Annotated in this window: 19 protein-coding genes; 15 read left to right on the plus strand and 4 right to left on the minus strand. The window is 66.4% G+C overall.

The genetic code is table 11. From position 1 onward, the window contains the following. The first annotated feature begins 8 nt into the window (after positions 1-8). The 13 genes from ACAW63_RS27140 to ACAW63_RS27200 all read left to right on the plus strand — a co-directional run bounded on the left by ACAW63_RS27140 (position 9) and on the right by ACAW63_RS27200 (position 14,255). Positions 9-1,427: an alginate O-acetyltransferase gene (locus ACAW63_RS27140; RefSeq protein ID WP_371230526.1), complete on the plus strand. Its 1,419-nt coding sequence runs from the start codon at positions 9-11 to the stop codon at positions 1,425-1,427. A gap of 38 nt (positions 1,428-1,465) precedes the next feature. After that, positions 1,466-2,590 carry a mannuronate-specific alginate lyase gene (locus ACAW63_RS27145; protein ID WP_371234806.1) on the plus strand — a complete coding sequence of 375 codons (1,125 nt, stop codon included), beginning with the start codon at positions 1,466-1,468 and terminating at the stop codon, positions 2,588-2,590. A 245-nt stretch (positions 2,591-2,835) separates the two neighbouring features. Beyond that, on the plus strand, positions 2,836-4,398 hold the full coding sequence (locus ACAW63_RS27150) for an MBOAT family protein (RefSeq protein ID WP_371230528.1): 1,563 nt from the start codon (positions 2,836-2,838) through the stop codon (positions 4,396-4,398). A 13-nt stretch (positions 4,399-4,411) separates the two neighbouring features. Beyond that, positions 4,412-5,614, plus strand: a complete 1,203-nt coding sequence (locus ACAW63_RS27155) for an alginate O-acetyltransferase (protein ID WP_371230530.1) — start codon at positions 4,412-4,414, stop codon at positions 5,612-5,614. A gap of 57 nt (positions 5,615-5,671) precedes the next feature. After that, positions 5,672-6,322 carry an alginate O-acetyltransferase AlgF gene (gene algF, locus ACAW63_RS27160; protein WP_371230532.1) on the plus strand — a complete coding sequence of 217 codons (651 nt, stop codon included), beginning with the start codon at positions 5,672-5,674 and terminating at the stop codon, positions 6,320-6,322. A gap of 281 nt (positions 6,323-6,603) precedes the next feature. Then, the gene (locus tag ACAW63_RS27165; protein ID WP_371230534.1) at positions 6,604-8,049 is read left to right on the plus strand and encodes a mannose-1-phosphate guanylyltransferase/mannose-6-phosphate isomerase; all 1,446 of its coding nucleotides are present in this window, start codon (positions 6,604-6,606) and stop codon (positions 8,047-8,049) included. A 1,142-nt stretch (positions 8,050-9,191) separates the two neighbouring features. Next, positions 9,192-9,656: a multidrug transporter gene (locus ACAW63_RS27170; protein WP_371230536.1), complete on the plus strand. Its 465-nt coding sequence runs from the start codon at positions 9,192-9,194 to the stop codon at positions 9,654-9,656. Positions 9,657-9,682: 26 nt separating this feature from the next. Beyond that, positions 9,683-10,981 carry a glycoside hydrolase family 3 N-terminal domain-containing protein gene (locus ACAW63_RS27175; protein ID WP_371230538.1) on the plus strand — a complete coding sequence of 433 codons (1,299 nt, stop codon included), beginning with the start codon at positions 9,683-9,685 and terminating at the stop codon, positions 10,979-10,981. 60 nt (positions 10,982-11,041) lie between these two features. Then, positions 11,042-11,872: an SDR family oxidoreductase gene (locus ACAW63_RS27180; RefSeq protein WP_371230540.1), complete on the plus strand. Its 831-nt coding sequence runs from the start codon at positions 11,042-11,044 to the stop codon at positions 11,870-11,872. Beyond that, positions 11,872-12,258, plus strand: coding sequence for a hypothetical protein (locus ACAW63_RS27185; protein WP_371230542.1), 387 nt, complete (start codon positions 11,872-11,874; stop codon positions 12,256-12,258). The genes ACAW63_RS27180 and ACAW63_RS27185 overlap by 1 nt, the downstream gene beginning before the upstream one ends. 85 nt (positions 12,259-12,343) lie before the next feature. Then, the gene (locus ACAW63_RS27190; RefSeq protein WP_371230544.1) at positions 12,344-13,009 is read left to right on the plus strand and encodes a dual specificity protein phosphatase family protein; all 666 of its coding nucleotides are present in this window, start codon (positions 12,344-12,346) and stop codon (positions 13,007-13,009) included. Positions 13,010-13,084: 75 nt separating this feature from the next. Then, positions 13,085-13,972: a TIGR01459 family HAD-type hydrolase gene (locus tag ACAW63_RS27195; RefSeq protein ID WP_371230546.1), complete on the plus strand. Its 888-nt coding sequence runs from the start codon at positions 13,085-13,087 to the stop codon at positions 13,970-13,972. Between the two features lie 40 nt (positions 13,973-14,012). Then, positions 14,013-14,255 carry a hypothetical protein gene (locus ACAW63_RS27200; protein WP_371234808.1) on the plus strand — a complete coding sequence of 81 codons (243 nt, stop codon included), beginning with the start codon at positions 14,013-14,015 and terminating at the stop codon, positions 14,253-14,255. A 169-nt stretch (positions 14,256-14,424) separates the two neighbouring features. On the opposite strand, the gene ACAW63_RS27205 is transcribed toward ACAW63_RS27200, so the two are convergent. The 4 genes from ACAW63_RS27205 to ACAW63_RS27220 are packed head-to-tail and all read right to left on the minus strand — an operon-like array spanning position 14,425 to position 19,245. Continuing rightward, on the minus strand, positions 14,425-15,330 hold the full coding sequence (locus tag ACAW63_RS27205; protein ID WP_371230548.1) for an efflux RND transporter periplasmic adaptor subunit: 906 nt from the start codon (positions 15,328-15,330) through the stop codon (positions 14,425-14,427). Positions 15,331-15,343: 13 nt separating this feature from the next. Continuing rightward, positions 15,344-15,544 (minus strand): DUF1656 domain-containing protein, encoded by a 201-nt coding sequence (locus tag ACAW63_RS27210; protein WP_152228250.1) that lies wholly within the window; start codon positions 15,542-15,544, stop codon positions 15,344-15,346. Position 15,545: 1 nt separating this feature from the next. Further along, entirely contained in the window at positions 15,546-17,735 is a 2,190-nt protein-coding gene (locus tag ACAW63_RS27215) for an FUSC family protein (protein WP_371230550.1), read from the minus strand. A 1-nt stretch (position 17,736) separates the two neighbouring features. Further along, complete coding sequence (locus tag ACAW63_RS27220) at positions 17,737-19,245, minus strand: efflux transporter outer membrane subunit (protein ID WP_371230552.1); 1,509 nt, start codon at positions 19,243-19,245, stop codon at positions 17,737-17,739. Positions 19,246-19,447: 202 nt separating this feature from the next. Here ACAW63_RS27220 and ACAW63_RS27225 point away from each other — a divergent pair, with 202 nt between their 5' ends. Next, entirely contained in the window at positions 19,448-20,383 is a 936-nt protein-coding gene (locus ACAW63_RS27225; protein ID WP_371230554.1) for a LysR family transcriptional regulator, read from the plus strand. Positions 20,384-20,690: 307 nt separating this feature from the next. Next, complete coding sequence (locus tag ACAW63_RS27230) at positions 20,691-21,665, plus strand: 2-hydroxyacid dehydrogenase (protein ID WP_371230556.1); 975 nt, start codon at positions 20,691-20,693, stop codon at positions 21,663-21,665. The last annotated feature ends 171 nt before the right edge of the window (positions 21,666-21,836 follow it).

The following is a 21,836-nucleotide window of genomic DNA, read 5'->3' on the forward strand; positions in this document are numbered from 1 at the left end:
GACCGACCATGAAACGTATGACTTCCAACCTGTTGCGCCTGTCGGGCCTCACCGCCAGCCTGTTGCTCGCCAACCAGGCCCTGGCCGCCGACGCCTCGGCGCCGACCTATACCGCCCAGCCGACCGCTGCGCTGTGCCCGAACGCGGCCAACGACGCGGCCTACAACACCAAGTACCTGGGCTTCTTCACCCACCTGGTGCCGGCCCAGGAAGACTGGCTGTTCCGTACCACCTATGACCTGCGCACCGACTTCGGCACCACCGCCGAAGGCTGGCGCGAGCTCAAGCAGCTGCGCGACGAACTCAAGCGCAAGGGCATCGACCTGGTGGTGGTCTACCAGCCCACCCGTGGCCTGGTGAACCGCGAGAAGCTCAACCCGCAGGAGAAGGCCAGCTTCAACTACGAACTGGCCAAGCAGAACTACCTGGCGACCATCGCCCAGTTCCGCAAGGCCGGCATCTACACCCCGGACTTCTCCCCGCTGTTCGACGAGAAGCAGGAGCATCCCTTCTACTTCAAGGGCGACCACCACTGGACGCCGTACGGCGCGATGCGCAGCGCGAAGATCGTGGCCGAGACGCTGAAGGAAATCCCTGCCTACAAGGACGTGCCGAAGAAGGAATTCGAAAGCAAGCGCGTGGGCCTGCTGTCCAAGCTCGGCACCTTCCACAAGGCTGCCGCCCAACTCTGCGGCAGCGGCTACGCGCCGCAATACGTCGACCGCTTCGAGACCGAGCCGGTGGGCGATTCGGGCGGCGGCGACCTGTTCGGTGAAGGCGGCGACGCCCAGGTCGCGCTGGTCGGTACCTCCAACAGCGGCCCGGCCTACAACTTCGCCGGCTTCCTGGAGGAGTACGCCAAGGTCGACATCCTCAACAACGCGGTTTCCGGCGGTGGCTTCGACAGCTCCCTGCTGGCCTACATGAGCAGCAAGGAGTTCCACGACAAGCCGCCGAAGATCCTCATCTGGGAATTCGCCACCCACTACGACATGGCGCAGAAGAGTTTCTACCGCCAGGCCATGCCGCTGGTGGACAACGGCTGCGCCAACGGCAAGCCGGCGCTGACCCGCAAGGTCAAGCTGCATCCGGGCAGCAACGAGGTGCTGGTCAACAGCGGCGCCCTGCCGATCCGCTCGGGCAGCTACACCGCCGACGTCACCTACTCGGACCCCGGCGTGCACGAGCTCAAGAACACCATCTGGTACATGAACGGTCGCCGCGAACAGCTGAAGATCGAGCAGTCCAAGTCCGTGGACACCGGTGGACGCTACGTCTTCGAGCTGCGCAACGACGAAGACTGGTCGAACCAGCAGTTCCTCTCCCTGGAAATCGAGGCGCCGGAAGACATGCCGGCGGGCCTGGAGGTCGAGGCCAAGCTCTGTCAGACCCCCAACGCCAAGTCGGCCAATGTGGCCGCCAACTAGAGAGAGCGGGGACGAAAGCCATGCCCAGCCTACGCAAGATCAAGACTCCCATCGTGGCCCGAATCGGCCTGACCGTCGCCGTGGTCTCAGCGCTGTTCGGCGGCCCCCTGTTTCCCAGGATCGGTCATGCCGCCGACCTCGTGCCGCCGCCGGGCTACTTCTCCGCCGTCGGTGAAAAAGGCAGCAAGAAGGATTCGGACAGTTGCCCGGCCATCCCCACGCCCTACACCGGCAGCCTGCAGTTCACCAGCAAGTACAAGGGTTCGGACTCTTCGCGCTCGACGCTCAACGCCGACGCGGAAAAAGAGTTCCGCACCCAGATCAAGGACATCACCGAGATGGAGCGCGGCACCGCCAAGCTCATCACCAAGTACATGCGCAGCGGCAACAAGGGCGACCTGGAGTGCGCGATGAACTGGCTGGAAGCCTGGGCCGAGGCCGGCGCGCTGGAAAGCACCGACTTCAACCACACCGGCAAGTCCATGCGCAAATGGGCCCTCGGCAGCCTGTCATCGTCCTACATGCGCTTGAAGTTCTCCAGCAGCCGCCCGCTGTCGGCCTACGCCGAGCAGGCGAAAACCATCGAGAGCTGGTTCAGCACCCTGGGCAGCCAGGTGGTGCGCGACTGGAGCGACCTGCCGCTCAAGCAGATCAACAACCACTCCTACTGGGCCGCCTGGTCGGTGATGTCCACCGCCGTGGTGACCAACCGCCGCGACCTGTTCGACTGGTCCGTGCAGGAATTCAAGGTCGCCGCCAACCAGGTGGACAGCGACGGCTACCTGCCCAACGAACTCAAGCGCAACCAGCGCGCCCTGTCCTACCACAACTACTCGCTGCCGCCGCTGACCATGATCGCCGCCTTCGCCCAGGTGAACGGCGTCGACCTGCGCCAGGAAAACAACGGCGCCCTGCAGCGCCTGGCCAACCGCGTGATGCAGGGCGTGGACGACCAGGACCAGTTCGACGAGAAGACCGGCAAGGATCAGGACATGGACGACCTGAAGGACAACAGCAAGTTCGCCTGGCTGGAACCCTACTGCGCGCTCTACAGCTGCGCGCCCAAGACCCAGGACTGGAAGAAGAAGATGGAACCCTTCAACAGCTTCCGCCTGGGGGGTGAGGTGACCAAGGTTTTCAACCGACAGGGGGCGGGGAGCTGAAGCAGCGACCCACCCCGGCCTCTCCGTGACGACGAGAGGTTCGACCTAGCGAGCGAGAGGGCCTGAGAGCTCCTGCTCCGCAGCGACACCACCCGACCCGCGCGACGAAGACGCGGGCGGGCGCAACAGATTAAGCAATACCAGGGGAGGAAATGGCGGGTTGTCCCGGCCTTTCCTCAAGGCGTCGAAAGGCGCCGGAAGGGCTGGAGCGACCTTAGGTTTGAAGCTCCAGAGAGAGACGCGGAATGGTCTTTTCTTCCAACGTGTTCCTGTTCCTGTTCCTGCCGATATTCCTCGGCCTGTACTACCTGAGCGGGAACCGCTACCGGAACCTCCTCCTGCTGGTGGCCAGCTACGTCTTCTACGCATGGTGGCGAGTGGACTTCCTGGCACTGTTCGCCGGCGTGACGCTGTTCAACTACTGGATCGGCCTGCGCATCGGTGCGGCTGGCGTGCGCACCAAGGCCGCGCAACGCTGGCTGATCCTCGGCGTGGTGGTCGACCTCTGCGTGCTCGGCTACTTCAAGTACGCCAACTTCGGCGTCGACAGCCTCAACCAGATCATCACCTCGATGGGCATGCAGCCCTTCGTGCTGACCCACATCCTGCTGCCCATCGGCATCAGCTTCTACACCTTCGAATCGATCAGCTACATCATCGACGTGTACCGCGGCGACACCCCGGCCACGCACAACCTGATCGACTTCGCGGCCTTCGTGGCGATCTTCCCGCACCTGATCGCCGGCCCCGTGCTGCGCTTCAAGGACCTGGTCGACCAGTTCAACCACCGCACCCACACCGTCGACAAGTTCGCCGAGGGCTGCACCCGCTTCATGCAGGGCTTCGTCAAGAAGGTATTCATCGCCGACACCCTGGCGGCAGTGGCCGACCACTGCTTCGCCCTGCAGGACCCAACCACCGGCGACGCCTGGCTCGGCGCCATGGCCTATACCGCGCAGCTGTACTTCGACTTCTCCGGCTATAGCGACATGGCTATCGGCCTGGGCCTGATGATGGGCTTCCGCTTCATGGAGAACTTCAACCAGCCCTACATCAGCCAGTCCATTACCGAGTTCTGGCGGCGCTGGCACATCAGCCTGTCCACCTGGCTGCGCGACTACCTGTACATCAGCCTGGGCGGCAACCGCGGCACCACCTTCCAGACCTACCGCAACCTGATCCTCACCATGCTGCTGGGCGGCCTGTGGCACGGCGCCAACGTCACCTACATCATCTGGGGCGCCTGGCACGGCGTGTGGCTGGCCATCGAGCGCGCCCTGGGCGTGAACGCCGCACCCCACGTGCTCAACCCGGTGAAGTGGCTGTTCACCTTCCTGCTGGTGATCGTCGGCTGGGTGATCTTCCGCGCCGAGAACCTGCACGTGGCCTGGCGCATGTACGAAGCCATGTTCAGCTTCGGCGACTGGAAGCTCTCCGAGCTGAATCGCGCCAGCCTCACCGGCCTGCAGGTCGGCACCCTGGTGGTCGCCTACATCGTCCTGGCCTTCTTCGGCATCCGCCAGTTCTACAACCAGCCGCTGCAGAGCAAGGCGCCCAAGGCGGCGGCCAAGTCCGACGAGGTCGAGGCCGACGGCCCGGCCAGCGCCCAGCCGCGCACCCCGGCGGCGGCCCAGGACGACCCGGCGGCCATCGCCTACTCGCCCAGCGGCGCGGCGGTCTACCAGCCGCACTGGATGACCCAGCTGCCGGTGCTGGCGACCCGCATCGCCCTGCTCCTGCTGTTCGCCGCCTCGGTGCTCAAACTCTCGGCGCAGAGCTACTCGCCGTTCCTCTACTTCCAGTTCTGAGCGAGGCCGGATCATGCAACCGACTACACACCCGCACATCAGCAAGCCCCTGCAGTACACCTACATCGCCGTGTTCGGCGGAATGCTGCTGGGCCTGGCCGGCCTGTCGCTGAAGGCCTTCCCCAGCTTCTCCGCCGCCGAAGGCACCAGCGTGCTCAACGGCAAGCTGGCCCATGCCTTCGAAGGCCACTACGACGAACAATTCCCGATCAAGCGCCTGGGCACCAACCTCTGGGCCGCGCTGGACTACACCGTCTTCGAGGAAGGCCGCCCGGGCGTGGTGCTCGGCAAGGATGGCTGGCTGTTCACCGACGAGGAATTCAAGCCCGCCCCCACCCAGCAGCAGCTCGATGACAACTGGGCGCTGGTACGCGGCGTACAGCAGGAGCTGGAACGCCGTGGCGTGAAACTGGTGCTGGCGATCATCCCGGCCAAGACCCGCCTCTACCCCGAATTCCTCGGCAAGGAACAACCGGCGGCACTGCACGCCTCGCTCTACCAGGATTTCCTGCAGCGCGCCCGCCAGGCCGGCATGGCCGCGCCCGAGCTGCTGGAAACGATGGAGAAGGCCAAGGACAACGGCCAGGTCTTCCTGCGCACTGACACCCACTGGACCCCGCTGGGCGCCGAAGCCGTGGCCCAGCGCCTGGGCGAAAGCATCCGCGCCGGCCAGGGCGCCGACCTGCCGAGCCAGACCTTCATCACCGAAGCCGGCAAGAGCGGTCCGCACAAGGGCGACCTGCTGACCTTCCTGCCGCTGGACCCGCTGTTCAGCAACCTGCTGCCGCCGGAAGACCAGCTCGAGCAGCGCCAGACCCACCCGGCCGAGGAAGCCGCCGCCGGCACCGATAACAGCGGCGCTGGCGACCTCTTCGGCGACAGCGCCCAGCCGCAGGTCGCCCTGGTCGGCACCAGCTACAGCGCCAACCCGCGCTGGAATTTCGCCGGCGCCCTCAAGCAGGCGCTGTCGGCGGATGTCATCAACTACGCCAAGGAGGGCAAGGGCCCCCTGGAACCGATGCTCGAACTCCTGCAGGACGAAGGCTTCAAGAAGAAGCCGGCGCAACTGCTGGTCTGGGAGTTCCCCGAACGCTACCTGCCGATGCACAGCGACCTCAGCCAGTTCAACCCGGACTGGGTGGCCCAGCTGCGTGCGGAAGGCAACCGAGACGAACGCCTGGCCGCCAACCAGGCAGGCAACCCAACGGCGCACTGAGCGCCGCGACAGGGCACCTCCCGTGCCCACAAGAGAGAAAGACGGAGGTACAACCCCATGAACCGACTGACCATTCGCACCCTGAAGTCGTCCGCACTGGCCCTCGCCCTGGGCGCCGCATCCTTCGGCGCTTTCGCCGGGGGTGAAGGCGCGCTCTACGGGCCACAGGCGCCCAAGGGTTCGGCCTTCGTGCGTGCCTACAACGCCGGCAGCTCCGAGCTGAACGTCGCGGTCGGCAACGCCACCCTGAACGACGTTTCGCCACTGGGCTCCAGCGACTTCAAATTCCTCCCGGCGGGCAACTACACCGCCAAGGTCGGCACCCAGAGCCTGCCGGTGAAACTCGATCCGGACGCCTACTACACCCTCGTCAGCCAACCCGGCGGACAGCCGCGCCTGGTGCCCGAGCCGCCGTTCAAGAACAAGCAGAAAGCCCTGGTCCGCGTACAGAACCTGAGCGGCCAGGCCCTGACCCTGAAAACCGCCGACGGCAAGACCGACGTGGTCGCCAACGTCGCCCCGCAAAGCCATGGCGACCGCGAGATCAACCCGGTGAAAGTGAACCTCGCGCTGTACGACGGGGCGAAGAAGGTCAGCGACCTCAAGCCCGTCACCCTCGAGCGCGGCGAAGTGGTCTGCCTCTACGTCACCGGCGAGGGCGGCAAGCTCAACCCGGTCTGGGTCAAGCGCCCGGTGAAGGTGGACTGATCCCATGAGCCGGCGGCCACTGCCCTGTCACTCCCACCCGGAGTGCGGTCGAGACGGCATATCTCCCGCCGGCACCCACTGCCTCCCTCTCCCCCTGGGAGAGGGCCGGGGTGAGGCGCTCGTCAAGCGCCTCCCTCCCAACAACGAGACCGGCCCTACGCCGGCAGAAGCATCGGTGCGCCGCCACTCCGGCACGCACAGGAGAGGTCACCCACAAGGCACGCCGGGCCACATGACGCGGCGCGGCAAACAGTACGCACGAACGCTTTAGGAGAAACCACATGATCCCAGTAATCCTTTCCGGTGGCAGCGGCTCGCGACTCTGGCCTCTTTCCCGCAAGCAGTACCCCAAGCAGTTTCTCGCCCTGACCGGCGACCACACCCTGTTCCAGCAGACCCTGGAGCGTCTGGCCTTCGAAGGCATGGAACCGCCGGTAGTGGTCAGCAACCAGGAGCACCGCTTCATCGTCCAGGAGCAGCTCGAAGCGCTGCAGCTCAAGACCCAGGCGATCCTGCTCGAACCCTTCGGCCGCAACACCGCGCCGGCGGTGGCGATCGCCGCCATGAAACTGCTCGCCGAAGGCCGTGACGAGTTGCTGCTGATCCTCCCCGCCGACCACGTGATCGAGGACCAGCGCGCCTTCCAGCGCGCCCTAGCCCTGGCCACCAACGCCGCCGAAAAAGGCGAGATGGTGCTCTTCGGCGTCCCCGCCAATCGCCCGGAAACCGGCTACGGCTACATCAAATCCGGTGACGAGCGCGGCCTGCCGGAAGGCGTGATTCGCGTCGAGCGCTTCATCGAGAAGCCCGACGAAGCCCGCGCCAAGCAGTTCGTCGAAGAAGGCGGCTACTACTGGAACAGCGGCATGTTCCTGTTCCGCGCCAGCCGCTTCCTGGAAGAGCTGAAGAAACACGACACCGACATCTACGACACCTGTCTGCTGGCCCTGGAGCGCAGCCAGCACGATGGCGACCTGATCAGCATCGACGCCGCCACCTTCGAGTGCTGCCCGGACAACTCCATCGACTACGCCGTGATGGAAAAGACCCGCCGCGCCTGCGTGGTGCCGCTGTCCGCCGGCTGGAACGACGTCGGCAGCTGGTCGTCGATCTGGGAAGTCCACGAGAAGGACGCCGATGGCAACGTCACCATGGGCGACGTGGTCGTCCACGACAGCCACAACTGCCTGGTGCACGGCAACGGCAAGCTGGTCTCGGTGGTCGGTCTTGAAGACATCGTGGTGGTCGAGACCAAGGACGCCATGATGATCGCCCACAAGGATCACGTGCAGGACGTCAAGAAGGTGGTCAACCAGCTCGACGCCGCCGGCCGCAGCGAGACCCAGAACCACTGCCAGGTCTACCGTCCGTGGGGGTCCTACGACTCGGTGGACATGGGCGGCCGCTTCCAGGTCAAGCACATCACCGTGAAGCCCGGCGCACGTCTGTCGCTGCAGATGCACCACCACCGCGCCGAGCACTGGATCGTGGTATCCGGCACTGCCCAGGTGACCTGCGACGACAAGACCTTCCTGCTCACCGAGAACCAGTCCACCTACATCCCGATCGCCTCGGTCCATCGCCTGGCCAACCCGGGCAAGATCCCGCTGGAAATCATCGAAGTGCAATCGGGCAGCTACCTGGGAGAAGACGACATCGAGCGTCTGGAAGACGTCTACGGGCGCACCACGGAGAACGTGGAGCCGCTGCGTGCAGTAGCCCGCTGAATCTGGCGCTTCCCTCATCGGCGCCAACGCCCCTGCACCGATTGGTGTGGGGGCTTTTTTATGGGTGCGCCATTACTCCGCTGCGGACTGATACTCCCATCGAGGACCAGGCCCGCTCCTGCCAAGGCCATACGGGGCTCACCCTGTAGGAGCGGACTTCGTCCGCGATGATCTTGCTCTTCGTAGGGCGGATAACGCCTCTGCCTTATCCGCCGTATCGGGGTTGAGTGTTTCCGCGCCGCTTCGGCGTGCTCGGATGTTTCTTGTTTCGCCCCCTCGGGCGAGTCCCTTTTGGGCCCCAAAAGGAACCAAAAGGGCCCGTCCCGGCATCCGGGTCCGGCTTCGCCGGACTGCCCTCGCTCCGGTATCGCTCCGAGGGTCGGCGTACAAGGGCCGTCCCTGGCCCTTTACGCCTCTCGCGACATCCATGTCGCTCGCCCCTCTGCTCAATACCTCCACTCGGCCTCCTGACGGGACTCTGCGCGCGCCTGGAACTTTGGCTGCTTCATGCTGGATGGCGCTTCGTAGGATGGCGTAGAGCGAAGCGAAATCCATCAAGGCGGATAACGCTGCGCGTTATTCGCCCTACAGGTGTTCACCCAGCTACGTGGGTGCACTGCTAAGCCCTCGCGGACAAGGTCCGCTTCTACAAGAGCATGACCAGCGCGGGACAAAGCGCTCTGCCTTTGCTCTTGAAGACTTCCAGAGAAACTTTCGCACGCACCGGAGCGCCCCTTCAGGAGGCCGAGTGGAATCGGAGTTTCAGGGGTTGAGCGGCATGGATGCCGCGAGAGCCGCGATGGGCCAGGGATGGCCCTTCGCGGCGTGCCCCTGAAACTTCGATGTAACGAGGGAATTTTTCGCCTAAGCGAAAAACCGGATGCAGGGGCAAGACCTTTTGGTTCCTTTTGTGTCGTTTGACAAAAGGGACTCGCCCGAGGGGGCGAAACCCAATACATCAGCACACACCGAGGCGGCGCAGAAACACAGAACAAGACGGCGGATAACACCTGAGCGTCATCCGCCCTAAAAGAGCATCGCGGACAAAGTCCGCTCCCACGAAGAGCCACGCCCCGCTCTGCATAAACCCGCCCCACCCCACCTCCTGCTAAGGTAATCATCAAATCCCCACGGAGCGCTCCATGCTGTACGGCATCCTGCTGATCGTCACCTGGATCATCCTGCTGATCCGCTACCCCTCCCGCGCCCTACCGATATCCGGCGCCGGCCTGGTTGGCCTGGCGGCGGTGATCGCCCTCGCCATCTGGCAGGACAGCAACGACACCCGCCAGCTGCAACACCTGGAGCTGCGCATCGCCTACCAGCCCGAGCAATGCCCACCCGGCCGCCCGCTGGCCGTCAACCTGAAGAACGGCGCCAGCCGCCCCCTGCTGGAGCTGCGCTGGAAGGTCGCCGCCTACCGCCCCGGCGACACCACCGACCTCGCCGAAAACCTCTACGAAGCCCCGCGCTACCGCGGCCCCGGCGCGCTGCTCGCCGGCGACGCCTGGAGCGACTGCCTGCCCCTGCCGCCGCTGCGCCCCGGCTACCGCGCCAGCACCCTGGAATTCCGCGCCGAGCGGGTGAGCGGGCGCTTCGGTAACTGATTTCATCTCCCCACGGGAAGGACCCCATGACACTTCGCACACGACTCCTCGTGGGTCTGGGCTGGCTGATCGGCATTCTGCTGCTGGTGCTGGCCGCCAACCTGCAGGACCCTCACCTGCTGCGGGTACGCGGCGTCGCACTGCCGCTCCTGCTGGCCGTCTGCGCAATCGGCATCCTCATCTGGCTGGGGTCCGGACGGCGCTGGTACTGCTGGGTCGGCTGCCTTCCCCTGTTGCTGGCGATGCTGCTGGCCGGCTGGAACCACTATCGCCTGCTCGACGACAAGACCCTGGTCCTGGAACGTGGCAACGCAAACCTGCAAGCGCTCGGCGGACACTTCATCGTCGGTGTCGGCGCCCCTCGTACCGTCGAGCCGCTGATTCGCCAGGGACTGGTCGCCGGCCTGTTCATCACCGCGCGCAACGTCCAGGGGCAGAACGCCGAAGCCCTCCGCCAGCAGATCGGCCAATGGCAGGCGCTGCGGCGCGAAGCGGGATTGCCGCCGCTGATCATCGCCGCCGACCAGGAGGGTGGCATCGTGTCCCGGCTGTCTCCGCCATTGCCGAGACGTCCACCGCTGGCCGCGCTGCTGAACGCCAACTCCACGCCGGAAGCCCTGGCCGCAGCCGCCTTCGAATACGGCGCCAGCCAGGGCCGCGAGCTGGCCGAGCTGGGCGTCACCCTGGATTTCAGCCCGGTGGTGGACCTCAAGCCCGCGCAGCGCTCACGCCTGGACTTCCACAGCGCCATCGCGTTGCGGGCGATTTCCGCCGATCCGCAAGTGACCACCAACGTCGCCCTCGCTTATGTCCGCGGACTCGAACACAGCGGGGTGCATGCCACCCTCAAGCACTTCCCGGGGCTGGGGGACGTCCCGCAGGATACCCACCACTTCTCCGCCAGCCTGACGACTGACATCAGGCGCTTGCAGGCCTTTGACTGGCGCCCGTTCCGCCAGATCGCCCAGCAGACCCAGGCGCTGATCATGCTGGGCCACGTGAAGGTCACCGAACTGGACGCGCGCAACCCGGCGTCCTTCTCGTCCGTCGTGGTACAGAAGATCATCCGCGAAGGCTGGCGGCACGACGGCGTACTGATCACCGACGACCTGACCATGGCGGCCGCCTACAACCAGGGCCTCTGCCATGCCACGGTGCAGGCCCTGAACGCCGGCGTCGACCTGCTGTTGGTCAGCTATGACGACGAGAAGATCTACCCGGCGCTGGCCTGCGCCTTGCGCGCACTGGACGACGGCAAGCTTTCCACGCAACGGTTGGAGCAGAGCGCGCGCCGACTGGCGCGAACCTTCGGCCCAGCGAAATGATTCACCCGTCCGCCGCAATCCGGTACGTTAGTGCCGCCCATTGCCCAAGGACCGCTCGCCATGTCCCAACCCGTCGCGCTCATCACCGGCTGCTCCAGCGGCATCGGCCGCGCCCTCGCCGATGCCTTCCGCAACGCCGGCTACCAGGTCTGGGCCACCGCCCGCCGTGACGAAGACGTCGCCGCCCTCGACCAGGCAGGCTTGCGCGGTGTGCTGCTGGACGTCAACGATGAGCCCGCCGTCGAGCGCCTCGCCGAACAACTGCAGCACGAAGCCGGTGGCCTCGACGTGCTGGTCAACAACGCCGGCTACGGCGCCATGGGGCCGCTGCTGGACGGCGGCAGCCAGGCGATCCGCAAGCAGTTCGAGACCAACGTGTTCGCCGTGGTCGGCCTGACCCGTGCGCTGTTCCCGGCACTGCGGGCGCGACGCGGGCTGGTGGTCAACGTCGGCAGCGTGTCCGGTGTGCTGGTCACGCCCTTCGCCGGCGCCTACTGCGCCTCCAAGGCCGCGGTGCATGCGCTGAACGAAGCGCTGCGCCTGGAGCTCGCCCCCTTCGGCATCGAAGTGCTGGAAGTGCAGCCCGGCGCCATCGCCTCCAATTTCGGCGCCAACGCCAGTCGCGAGATGGCGGCGGTGGTCAGCGAGGATTCCGCCTGGTGGCCGCTGCGCAAGTTCATCCAGGCGCGCGCCGCCGCGTCCCAGGACAAGCCCACCCCGGCCAGCGACTTCGCCCGCGAACTGCTCGCCGCCGTAGAGCGTTCGCCACGCCCGCGCCTGGTGCGCATCGGTCACGGCAGCCGCGCCCTGCCGCTGATCGCCCGCTGGCTGCCTGGCGGCGTGCTGGACAAGGTGCTGAAGAAACGCTTCGGCCTCGACGGACAACTCTGATGACGTACCGGGTCCGCTACCTCGCCCTGGCCGGCATCCTCGCCGCCTTCTTCCTCAACGTGGTGGCGCGCGGCCTGTTGCGGGTCGGCGGAGTGCCGGCGACCCTGCTGGTGGCGGCACTGATCGCCGCCGCCATGGCCTTCTGGTTCGCCCGCCGGCACAAGCGCCTGGCGCAGACCGGCGAGCGCTGGCGGCTCACCGCGCTCTATGGGGGCGGCCTGGCCGTGCTCTACCTGATCCTGGTCGGACTGGCGGCCTGGAAGAACACACCCAGCCCCGCCGCACTGCTGCTCTACGGCCTCAACTACCTGTGCTACCCGCTGAGCCTCTGGTGGTTCTTCCGCCCCGGCGTGCTGGTGCGCTTCCTGCCCGAAGACGCCCGCTGAGCCCCTTCACTTATTTTTCACACCCATTTCATCCGGGCACCACTCGACGCGACCTATCGTGGCGCGGACCTTCCGAGGAGTGCCCATGTCCTTCCCCCGCATTCTGCGCGGCGCCGCCGGCGTCGTTGCCCTGATCGCCACGCTGACCACCCTTCCCGCCTTCGCCACTGGCGAGACACAGGCCGATTGGGCCAAGCCGGTGGACAAGTCGTTCAACCTCTACCAGATGTCGCCGACCCTCTACCGCAGCGCCCTGCCCGGCAGCCAGAACCTGCCGGAGCTGCAGCAGCTCAAGGTGAAGACCGTGGTCAGCTTCATCAAGGACGACGACAAGACCTGGATCGGCGGGCAGCCGATCGATGTGGTGAGCTTCCCCACCCACGCCGACCGTGTCGACGACGCCGACGTACTGAAAGTCCTGCGCATCCTCCAGCAGGCCGAGCAGCAGGGCCCGGTGCTGATGCACTGCAAGCACGGGCGTGACCGCACCGGCCTGTTCGCGGCCATGTACCGCACCGTGGTCCAGGGCTGGAGCAAGGAAGACGCGCTGAAGGAAATGACCGAGGGCGGCTTCGGCACCGAAGACGACATGACCGACGCCATCGCCTACGTGCAGAAGGCCGACGTGAACAAGCTGCGCCTGGCCCTGGCCAGCGGCGACTGCAGCACCTCCGCCCTTTCCAGCTGCCACCTCAAGGATTGGCTGGTCAGCACCTTCAGCGAGTCGCGCGCGCCGCACCTCAGCCACTGATCCACTTCGGCTCGCGCCAAATGCCGGCGAGTGCGGTAGGTTAGGAGACCTTCCCATCCGCTCGCCAGGCCCGCCATGACCTCCTCCCGTTTCAGCGCCGTCACCCACACCCGCTACATCGACCACGCCGGGCTGGATGCCTTCTGCGCCGATTACGATGGCTTCCTGCTCGACCTCTGGGGCGTGCTGATCGACGGCCTCGACGTATTTCCCGGTGCCCTCGCCTGGCTCCGCCGGCGCGCCGCCGAAGGCAAGCCGGTGTGGTTCCTGAGCAATGCCTCGCGCAGCGTCAACGAGATGGCCGATACCCTGGAGCGCCTGGGCGTTGCCCGCGATCTCTACAGCGGCATCACCACCTCCGGCCAGTTGGCCATCGACGCCCTCACCCATGAACGCGAACTCCAGCGCGGCCTCATCCATACCGTCGGCGTGGTCGACTCACTGGCGACCTGGCCTGGCGAAATCCGCGAACGCTTCAGCGATGACCTTCACGCCGCCTCGCTGATTCTCGGCGTCGGCAGCTTCCCCCAGGACGAGCTGGAGGCGAGGTTCGCGCCGCTGCGCGGCGCCACCGACAAGCCCTTCCTCTGCGCCAACCCGGACCGCGTGGTGGTCTCCGGCGGCAGGACGGTGTTCGGCGCCGGCCGTCTGGCCGAGGCCTTCGCCGAAGAGGGCGGTACCGTGCACTGGTACGGCAAGCCCGATCCATCGGCCTTCCGTATCGCCCAGCGGCAACTGGAAGCGCGTGGTGCCCGGCACATCCTGTTCGTCGGCGACTCGCTGGTGACCGACGTGCCCGGCGCATTGGCCGCGCGCATCGACACCCTCTGGCTGGCCGCCACCGGCATCCACCGCCAGGCGTTGGGGGTGCCGTTCAACGGCGAGCTGGATCCGGAACAGACCAACGCGCTGCTCGACGGCTGTCCGGTTCGCCCGCACTTTGCCGCGCCGGGGCTGGTCTGAATTCAGGACATTCCCCTGAGTTCGAGCGCCCATGAACGAGATGATCGACCTGCTGCAATGGCCGGCCATGCTGGTCACCGTCCTCGCCGCCTGGCTGGTGGGCTCGCGCGACCGAAGGCGGCGCAAGGTGGGCTTCTGGGTGTTCCTCGCCAGCAACGCCTTGTGGATCGCCTGGGGGCTGCCGGCCAAGGCCTATGCGCTGGTGCTGCTGCAACTGTGCCTGGCGGCGATGAACGTTCGCGGGAGCTACAAGAACCGCCGGCGCGAAAAGACCGGCGGCTGAACAGCTTTTGTAGGAGCGAGCTTGCTCGCGAACCGTATGGCGCCGGAGCTGAGCTGTTCGCGAGCAAGCTCGCTCCTACGAAGAGCCAGGGCACTCTGCCCAGCCTTCGCCTGCACGAGCCCCATTGAAAACGGGAGCCGAAGCTCCCGTTTTCATGCATCCGATCCGATCACTGCGCCGCCGCAGCCGCGCCATCGGAGTGTTCCGCGTTGCGGCTCTGCGGATTGACGATCACCGTGGCGGTGATACCCGCCGCCAGCAGCACGCCGTCCGGCACATCGTCGATGTGGATGCGCACCGGCACGCGCTGGGCCAGGCGCACCCAGTTGAAGGTCGGGTTGACGTCGGCCACCAGCTCGCGGCTTTCCGGGTTGTCACGGTCGTAGATGGCGCGGGCGATGCTCTCGACGTGGCCCTTCAGGCGCTCCCCGCTCATCAGTTGCAGTTCGGCCGGATCGCCAAGGCGGATGTGCGGCAGCTTGGTTTCCTCGAAGTAGCCGTAGATCCAGTAGGAGTTCTCGTCCACCACGGCCATCTTCGCCTCGCCGACGCGGGCGTAGTCGCCACGGTGCACGTTGAGGTTGGTCACGTAGCCGTCCACCGAGGCGCGCACCTGGGTGCGTTCCAGGTTCAGCTTGGCGGCGTCCAGCGCGGCCAGGGCCTGCTGGTAGTCGGCCTCGGCGGCGGCGGAGGTGTTGTTGGCGTCGTCCAGGCTCTCGCGGGACACCACTTCCTCGTCCATGGCCCGGCGACGCTTGGCGTTGAGCAAGCGCATCTGCAGGGTGGCCTTGCGCGAGGCGACCGCGGCCTCGGCCTGCTTCACCGCGATCTGGTAGTGGTCCGGGTCGATCTGCATCAGCAGGTCGCCTTTCTTCACCTGCTGGTTGTCGCGCACGGGTACATCGACCACCACGCCGGAGACGTCGGCGGCGACGTTGATGATGTCGGCGCGCACCCGGCCGTCGCGGGTCCAGGGCGTATCCATGTAGTTCACCCAGAGGGCGCGGCCGATCAACGCGGCGACCGCCAGGATGATCAGGGTCGCCAGCAGGCTGATGATGGATTTGAGGGTCATGGATGCACGCTCGTTACTTGTAGATGGTGAGGGAGAGGCCGCCGAACAGGCAGGCGAACAGGCACACGCGGAACAGCGCCGGGTGCCAGGTGAAGCGGTACAGGCCGATGGAGGCGAAGATGCGGTCGATGCCCCAGCAGATCACCGCGGCAACGATGAACATCAGGGTCAGGGTCGGCATGTAGACCCCGTGGAACGCGATCTCGCGGGGCAGGTCAGGCAACATGGAGGGTCTTTCCTGAAGAGGTTTTGCTGTCACGCAGCGGCGACTGCGGGTCGAGCAGGCTGCTGCGGATGAAGTGCAGGTAGCTGAGCACGCGGCGCAGGGGCGAGCTCTCGAAGTCCGGGGCGCGCGGCTCGTCGGTGTGTTTCACGCAGTCGATGGCGTGTTCCACGGCGGCCAGGGCACGCTCGCGGTTGGCTTCACCGGGTTTGACGAACAGGCGGATCAGCGCACGGCCCATGGCGCGGATCGACTGCCGCCAGGGCGTCGATTCGGCGTAGCAGGGCTCGTCCGGCAGGGCCTCCTGTTCGACGCGCAGTTCGATGACCGCATGACCGATCTCCAGCACCACGAAGGTCCAGCGCAGCAGGCGCCGCTGCATCTGCGGACTGCGCGCGGCCGCGCCGTAAGCCTGGTTGAGCAGGTCGCGGGTGCCGCTCTCGAAGGACGACACCAGGCCATCGAGCTTGCCGCTGATGGCTTCCACCACGCGCAGGCGCAACTCATTCTCCAGGCGGCGCCACAGCCAGGCGCTGGTCGGCGGCATGATCACGGCGACGATCACCGCGGCCAGGCTCTGCGACAGCACCAGGGCGATGTACTCGTTGAGCATGCGGCCCGGATCATAGACGGTGAGGTTGGCCGGGATCGCGCCGAAGCTGAAGAACACCAGCAGGCCCAGGCCGTAGCCGGCGTACTGGGGCTTGATCGAGAGGAACGCGCCCATCGCGAACACCGGCGCCAGGGCAAAGGCCAGCAGGGCGAAGCCGTCCAGGTGCGGGAACACGAAGAAGGTTTCGGAGAAGCCGAGGATCGCCGCGAAGAAGGTGCCCACGGCCATCTGCATGGCCAGCTTCGCCGGGTCCGGCGCCGCCGAGACCAGCGCGGCGACGGCGGCGGCGTTGAGCACGAAGGTGCTGCCGCTGGGCCAGGCGGTCTCGATCCAGAACAGGCCGAACACCAGCACCATCAGCGCGGTACGCCCGCCGGCCACCAGCGAGGCGACCAGGTTGGCCTTGGGCGAGAAGCCATGCTTCCAGTTTTCCCGCTCGTGCCTGTGGGCGGCCAGGGAGGCGTGGGTCAGGGCGTAGTTGTAGAGGTCGTCGGCCAGGCGGTAGAGCAGCTCGCCGGCGGTGTTGTAGTCCAGCAGCGCGGCGGCGTCATCCTGCTCGGCGAGCAGTTGCCCACGGCCGGCGCGGATGCATTGCATCATCCGCGAACGGTGGCTTTCCAGCTGCGCGGCGAGGCGTTCGGCATCGCGCTCGGTGACCGACTGCCCACGCCAGGGCGCGAGCACCTGGGCCAGTTCGTCCAGGCAGGGCTGCAGGGCGCGCAGCACCGCTGCGGCTTCCTGCACGCGCAGGCGCTCGAGCAACTGGTGCAACGCGTTGTAGCGGGTGGAGACGACCATGAACTCGTTGTTCAGGCGCGACAGGCGGCCCGAACGCAGGCGCATGTGCGGGTCTTCGAAGCGGGTGACGCTGCGCAGCGCTTCCAGGCCCACGGCCTGGGAGGCGAAGGCCACATTGGCGGCTTCGAACTTCGGCCGCTCGCCGCCGCCGAGGTTGTCCAGGACGAAGTCGGCGAAGGCGCCGAAACGCTGGTACAGCGCGCTGCGCATGGCGGTGGCGGAGGTCTGCGGGAACAGCGTGGCGCTGACCACGGTGGAACAGACGATGCCGAGACAGATTTCCAGCACCCGCCAGATCGCCGACATGAATGCGGCCTCAGGGTGCAGGGTGGCGGGCAGGCCGATCAGCGTCGCGGTGTAGCCAGCCAGCATGCAGGCGTAGGAGCGGAAGTCGCGGTAGCGCGCGGCGCCAACGGTGCACAGGCCGATCCACAGCGCCGAGACGAGCAGGAACAGCACCCGCTCCTGGGCGAAGATGGCGATCAGCGCCACCATCACGGTCAGGCCGATCAGGCTGCCGATGATCCGGTAGAAACTCTTGGCGAACACCTGGCCGCTCTGCGGCTGCATGACGATGAACACGGTGATGGTCGCCGTGCTCGGCTGCGGCAGCTCCAGGCGCATCGCCAGCCACAGGGTCAGCAGCGAGGCGAGCAGCACCTTGGCGATGTAGATCCAGGTCACGCCGTCGCTGCGCCCCCACTCCAGCAACGCGCGGCGCAGGGCGTCGAGCGGCGCCGGCGGATGGGCGCTGTAGTCGTTCGCCGCCATCTCAGCGCTCGCTCACCGCACGGACGTCGACGGTCTCCGGGACCATCTTCGAATCCTTCGGCCCTTCCTGGATGTCCATCAGGCCACCCCCCAGGGCGACCACCAGGCCGGCATGGGTGGAAAGGCGCGCGGCGCGCACCTGCTGCTCCACCAGCTGCTGCTGGAACAGGCGGGTCTGAGCGTTGAGCACGTTGAGATAGTCGGTCAGGCCGCCACGGTAGGCCTTGGTGGCGATGTCGTAGGTGCGCTGGGCGGACGCCACGGACTTCTCGGCGAAGCCCTGCTGCAGCTCCATGGAGTGCATGCGGATCAGCTGGTCGGAGATGCCCTTGAGGGCGTTGACCAGGGTCTGGTTGTACTGCGCCACGGCGGCGTCGTAGCCGGCCGACTCCTGGCCCAGCTGCGAGCGACGGCGACCGCCGTCGAAGATCGGCAGCGAGATGGCCGGGCCGACGCCATAGGTGAACTTCTCGGCGTTGAGGAATTCCAGCACGCCGCCGCCCACCGCGCTGTAGCCGATGCTGGCGACCAGGTCGACGTTGGGATAGAACTCGGCGCGGGCGACGTCCACGCCCTTGGCTTGCGCGGCGACCTTCCAGCGGCTGGCGACCACGTCCGGACGGTGGCCGAGCAGTTCCATCGGCAGCTTGCTGGGCAGGCCGGGGCCTTCGGCGAGCTTCAGGCTCGGGCGCTGGATCGCGGCGCCGGCGCCAGGGCCCTTGCCGGCCAGGGCGGCGATCTGGTTGCGGGTCAGCTGGATTTCCTCGTCCACCGACTCGATCTTGCGTTCGGTCTCCGGCAGCGGGGTTTCCGCCTGGCTGACTTCGAAATGGGTGCCGATGCCGCCGGCCAGGCGGCGCTGGGCCAGGGCGAGGATGTCCTGCTGCTGCTTGAGCATGGCCTTGCCGATGTCCAGCTCGGCGTACTGCAGCGACAGCTGGATATAGGCACGGACGATGTTGCTCTCCAGCTCCAGCTGGGCCATGCGCGCCTCGGCGGCGGTCATCTTGGCGATGTCCAGGTAGCGCTCGGTGTTGCTGCGCTCGCGGCCCCAGAGGTCCAGCGAATAGCTGAAGCCCAGGGCGGCGTTGTTGTTGAAGGTCGTGGTGTCGGCCAGATCGCCCGGACCGTAGAAGTAGTCGGTCGGCCAGCGGTGGCGGGTCAGCGAGGCGTCGGCACTGACCTGCGGCGACTCGGCGGACTCGGCGACACCGGCCATGGACAGCGCCATGCGCACCCGCGCCTCGGCCTGGGCCAGGGTCGGGCTACCCTCCAGCGCGGTCTTCACCCAGGCATTCAACTGCGGATCACCATAGGCGCGCCACCACTGCTCCGCCGGCCAGCCGGCTTCCCGGTTGGCGTGCGCGATGGCGGCATCGGTGGCCAGCTCGGTATCGCCCAGGCGCTGTTCCTGCGGGGCGATGCCATTGGTGCTGATACATCCGGCGATTGTTGAAAAAATGACAAAGGAGCCGACGAACGTCAGTCCTTTCACGAGGTGACGCGACACGGTGGAGGTCCTGGAAGTGATCTAGCTTTTCAGCGTGGGGCCGGGCTTGGAGATGCCGGCAGAGCCAATTGCGGCGATTGAATTTTAGGGAGGCGAAAGGGAACGGATAAGACGGCTGATTTGCGATTGTTTGTTACCGATAATGAAACAATAGAACCTTCCATCCGTGTGACAATACGCCGCTCCCACTGACGAGGCCCCCATGGACACATTGCAGACCATGCGAGCGTTCGTCTGCGTCGCGGAAACCGGCAGCTTCACCGCCGCCGCGCAGCAGCTGAACACCACCACCGCCTATGTTTCGCGTGCGGTGGCCAACCTCGAATCGCACCTCCAGGCGCGCCTGCTCAACCGTACCACCCGGCGCATCGCCCTGACCGAGGCCGGCCAGCGCTACCTGCTGCGCTGCGAGCAGATCCTCGCCTACGTCGAAGAAGCCGAGGCCGAGGCCAGCGACGCCCACGCCCGTCCCGCCGGCCGCCTGCGCGTGCACTCGATGACCGGCATCGGCCAGCACTACGTGATCCGCGCCATCGCCAACTACCGCCAGCAGCACCCGGAAGTGACCTTCGAGCTGACCATGGCCAACCGCGTGCCGGACCTGCTCGACGAAGGCTTCGACGTGGCCATCGTGGTCGCCTCGGAACTGCCCGACTCGGGCCTGGTGTCCCAGCGCATCGGCGAAACCTACAGCATCCTCTGCGCCTCGCCCGAGTACCTGGCCCGGCGCGGCGCGCCGAAAACGCCCTCGGAGCTGATCGAACACGACTGCCTGCGACTTATCAGTCCAGTACTACCCCTGGACAAGTGGTTGTTCGATGGTCCCAACGGCCAGGAAATGATTACCCTTGGCCAGTCGACCTTCCAGGTGAACGTCGGCGACGCCATGACCGAGGCCATCAGCTCCGGCATGGGCATCGGCGCCCTGCCCGTCTACTCGGCCGTCGCCGGGCTGCGCGACGGCTCGCTGGTACGGGTGCTGCCGCGCTACAAGCTGCAGCAATTGAACGTGTACGCGCTGTACCCGTCGCGGCAGTACCTGGACGCGAAGATCAAGACCTGGGTCGCCTACCTGCGCGAAAACCTGCCCGGCGTGCTCCAGGCCGACGGCGCGGGTGTCGCCAGCGTCGCACCCTGACCCGCTTTCCCGCGTTTGCGGGCAAGTTCGCTCGATGTAACTCCTTACCCCGGTGTGAGCGAACTTGCCCGCAACCCTCCTTCTCCCGCTCCGTAATGCCCGGAAACTCCCTGTAGGAGCGAGCTTGCTCGCGAACCGCATGGCACCGAGATCGCAGGGAAGTCCGTTCGCGAGCAAGCTCGCTCCTCCCCCAAGGCAACAGCCATCCCAGCGTTCGATAAGCGCCCGCCACGCGTGTGGGCCTTGCCCCGCTCCGGCCTGACGGTGGTAGGGTTACCCCCTTCATTTCACCAACCGTCCGAGCACCATGAAAAAGAACGTCTTCGTCTTCAGCCGCCTTGCCCCGGAACACCTCGACCGCCTGCGCAGCCAGTTCAACGTCACAGTGCTCGACCCCAAGCAGGGCGATGTGAACGAGCAGTTCGCCGCCGCCCTGCCGACCACCCACGGCATGATCGGCGTGGGCCGCCCGCTGGGTGAGAAGCAGCTGGCCAACGCCGGCCAGCTGGAAGTGATCTCCAGCGTCTCGGTCGGCTACGACAACTACGACCTCGCCTACCTGAACCAGCGCGGCATCCCGCTGACCAATACCCCCGATGTGCTCACCGAGACCACCGCAGACCTGGGCTTCGCGCTGATCATGGCCACCGCCCGGCGCACCGCCGAGCTGGACGCCTGGACCAAGGCCGGCCAGTGGAAACGCACCGTGGATACCCCGCAGTTCGGTGTCGACGTCTACGGCAGGAAGCTCGGCATCCTTGGCCTTGGGCGCATCGGCGCCGCCATCGCCCGCCGTGGCCGCTTCGGCTTCAACATGGACGTGCTCTACCACGGCAACAGCCGCAAGCCGGAACTGGAGCAGGAACTGGGCGCGCGCTTCTGCGGCTTCGACGAACTGCTGGGCGAGGCGGACTTCGTCTGCGTGGTGGTGCCGCTGTCGGAGCAGACCCGCAAGCTGATCGGCAAGCGAGAGCTGGAGCTGATGAAGCCCAGCGCCATCCTGGTCAACATCGCCCGCGGCCAGGTGATCGACGAAGCCGCGCTGGTGGAAGCACTGCAGGAAAAACGCATTCTCGCCGCCGGCCTGGACGTCTACGAGAAGGAACCGCTGGCCGAGTCGCCGCTGTTCGCCCTGCCCAACGCCGTGACCCTGCCGCACATCGGCTCCGCCACCTTCGACACCCGCCGCGCCATGGCCGAGTGCGCGCTGGAGAACTTCGAGACCGCCCTGCGCGGCGAGCGACCGAAGAACCTGGTCAACCCGCAGGTGTGGAAAGCCTGACCAGCGGCGGCTTTTCTCAGGATGGAGTGAGGCGATTACCTTCGATGGGTGCGCAATGGACGCTCGACAGGGGGGGCGCCCTCGACCACTCCTGCCTGGCTGACGCAGACACCACGATCAATCAGGCGAAGCCGATCAAGCTACACGGCGGCTTCATCTTCTAAAGCAGCG

This window comes from Pseudomonas sp. QE6 (assembly GCF_041379005.1).
GTDB lineage: Bacteria > Pseudomonadota > Gammaproteobacteria > Pseudomonadales > Pseudomonadaceae > Pseudomonas.

Excerpts from the sequence above, each read along its gene's own strand:
- ACAW63_RS27170 (WP_371230536.1), top strand. The coding sequence starts at position 9,192 with ATGCTGTACGGCATCCTGCTGATCGTCACCTGGATCATCCTGCTGATC.
- ACAW63_RS27175 (WP_371230538.1), top strand. The coding sequence starts at position 9,683 with ATGACACTTCGCACACGACTCCTCGTGGGTCTGGGCTGGCTGATCGGC.
- ACAW63_RS27195 (WP_371230546.1), top strand. The coding sequence starts at position 13,085 with ATGACCTCCTCCCGTTTCAGCGCCGTCACCCACACCCGCTACATCGAC.
- ACAW63_RS27190 (WP_371230544.1), top strand. The coding sequence starts at position 12,344 with ATGTCCTTCCCCCGCATTCTGCGCGGCGCCGCCGGCGTCGTTGCCCTG.
- ACAW63_RS27165 (WP_371230534.1), top strand. The coding sequence starts at position 6,604 with ATGATCCCAGTAATCCTTTCCGGTGGCAGCGGCTCGCGACTCTGGCCT.
- ACAW63_RS27225 (WP_371230554.1), top strand. The coding sequence starts at position 19,448 with ATGGACACATTGCAGACCATGCGAGCGTTCGTCTGCGTCGCGGAAACC.
- ACAW63_RS27200 (WP_371234808.1), top strand. The coding sequence starts at position 14,013 with ATGATCGACCTGCTGCAATGGCCGGCCATGCTGGTCACCGTCCTCGCC.
- ACAW63_RS27230 (WP_371230556.1), top strand. The coding sequence starts at position 20,691 with ATGAAAAAGAACGTCTTCGTCTTCAGCCGCCTTGCCCCGGAACACCTC.
- ACAW63_RS27180 (WP_371230540.1), top strand. The coding sequence starts at position 11,042 with ATGTCCCAACCCGTCGCGCTCATCACCGGCTGCTCCAGCGGCATCGGC.
- ACAW63_RS27215 (WP_371230550.1), bottom strand. The coding sequence starts at position 17,735 with ATGGCGGCGAACGACTACAGCGCCCATCCGCCGGCGCCGCTCGACGCC.
- ACAW63_RS27205 (WP_371230548.1), bottom strand. The coding sequence starts at position 15,330 with ATGACCCTCAAATCCATCATCAGCCTGCTGGCGACCCTGATCATCCTG.
- ACAW63_RS27150 (WP_371230528.1), top strand. The coding sequence starts at position 2,836 with ATGGTCTTTTCTTCCAACGTGTTCCTGTTCCTGTTCCTGCCGATATTC.
- ACAW63_RS27185 (WP_371230542.1), top strand. The coding sequence starts at position 11,872 with ATGACGTACCGGGTCCGCTACCTCGCCCTGGCCGGCATCCTCGCCGCC.
- ACAW63_RS27155 (WP_371230530.1), top strand. The coding sequence starts at position 4,412 with ATGCAACCGACTACACACCCGCACATCAGCAAGCCCCTGCAGTACACC.
- ACAW63_RS27140 (WP_371230526.1), top strand. The coding sequence starts at position 9 with ATGAAACGTATGACTTCCAACCTGTTGCGCCTGTCGGGCCTCACCGCC.
- algF (WP_371230532.1), top strand. The coding sequence starts at position 5,672 with ATGAACCGACTGACCATTCGCACCCTGAAGTCGTCCGCACTGGCCCTC.